The sequence below is a fragment of the Streptomyces sp. NPDC091387 genome, from assembly GCF_044756945.1.
In the GTDB taxonomy this organism is placed as follows: Bacteria; Actinomycetota; Actinomycetes; order Streptomycetales; family Streptomycetaceae; genus Streptomyces.
The window spans coordinates 1-1,475 of record NZ_JBIVTZ010000053.1; the positions used below are offsets into that span (position 1 = coordinate 1).

At 67.8% G+C, this 1,475-nt stretch carries 1 protein-coding gene; it reads left to right on the forward strand.

Annotated elements, in window-relative coordinates; translation table 11 throughout:
* Positions 1-140: 140 nt before the first annotated feature.
* On the forward strand, positions 141-1,409 hold the full coding sequence (locus ACIQM0_RS39320; RefSeq protein ID WP_366446513.1) for an IS256 family transposase: 1,269 nt from the start codon (positions 141-143) through the stop codon (positions 1,407-1,409).
* The last annotated feature ends 66 nt before the right edge of the window (positions 1,410-1,475 follow it).

Consider the following 1,475-nt stretch of genomic DNA (forward strand, 5'->3'; position numbering starts at 1 on the left):
GGGAGTGTCATGAATCAGGTGTGGATCTCCCCGAAGGAGTGAGCCTGATGAGTACGACGACTGGTCACCTGATCGAGACCGTGGACGGTGTGTCGCTTGCCGAGGCCGGCGATGGCGTCGAGGGTGCCGACGTGAAGTCGATGCCGGTATCGCAGAACGGTCTGTCCAGCGAGCTGCTGGAGGAGCTGGCCGCGCTCGCGGCCGAGAAGGTCCGCGGAGAGGGGCTGCGGCTGATGGGCGAGGGCGGGGTGCTGCCCGAGCTCGCCCAGCACCTGATGCAGTCCGCGCTGGAAGCAGAAATGGACCAGCACCTGGCCGAAGGGGCCGGCCGGGGCGGCGGCCGCGGCTCACGCTCGGGCGGCAACACCCGCAACGGCTACCGGAGCAAGAAGGTGATGACGGAGGTCGGTGCCGTCACGGTGCAGGTGCCCCGGGACAGGCTGGGCACCTTCCAGCCCCGTCTGCTGCCCAAATACGCCCGCCGCACAGGTGCGTTGGACGATCTGGTGATCTCGCTGACGGCGAAGGGCCTGACCTCCGGCGAGATCGTCTCCCATCTCGCCCAGACGTACGGGATGACGACGACGAAGGAGACCATCTCCACGATCACCGACAAGGCCCTGGAATCGATGGCGGAATGGCGCACCCGCCCGCTCGACGCGGTCTACCCGGTCGTCTTCATCGACGCCGTGCACGTCAAGATCCGCGACGGCCATGTCGCCAACCGGCCGGTCTACGTGGCCATCGCGGTCACCGCCGACGGCTACCGCGAAATCCTCGGCCTGTGGGCCGGCGACGGCGGTGAGGGCGCCAAGTACTGGCAGACAGTGCTGACCGAGATCAAGAACAGAGGCGTCCGTGACGTGCTGATGCTGGTCTGCGACGGGCTGTCCGCCCTGCCCGACGCGGTGAACGCCGTCTGGCCCCGGACCGTGGTCCAGACCTGCGTGGTTCACCTCCTGCGCGCGAGCCTGCGGTATGCCTCGCGCCGCGACTGGGCCGACGTCGCCCGCGACCTCAAGCCCGTCTACACCGCCGTCAACGAGGACGAAGCCCGGACACGGCTGACGGACTTCGACGACAAGTGGGGCAAGCGCTACCCGTCGATCGCCGGGACCTGGGAGCGGGCCTGGAGCGAGTTCGTTCCCTTCCTCGGTCTCCCCGACGCGATCCGCCAGGTCGTCTACACCACCAACGCGATCGAGTCCCTCAACGCCCGCTACCGGCGGGCGGCCCAGGCGTGCGGACACTTCCCCAACGAGCAAGCCGCGCTCAAACGCCTCTACCTCGCCACCCTCGCCCTCGACCCCACCGGGCGAGGCCGCCAGCGCTGGAACAACCGCTGGAAAAGCGCCTTGAACGAGTTCGACGTCCTCTTCGACGGCCGCCTTACCGCCGGACGAGTGTAGGCCGACCAGCCCACCGAAAAACCTGTAGGCCAAACAGACGAACCACACCTGATTCCTGATAGACCC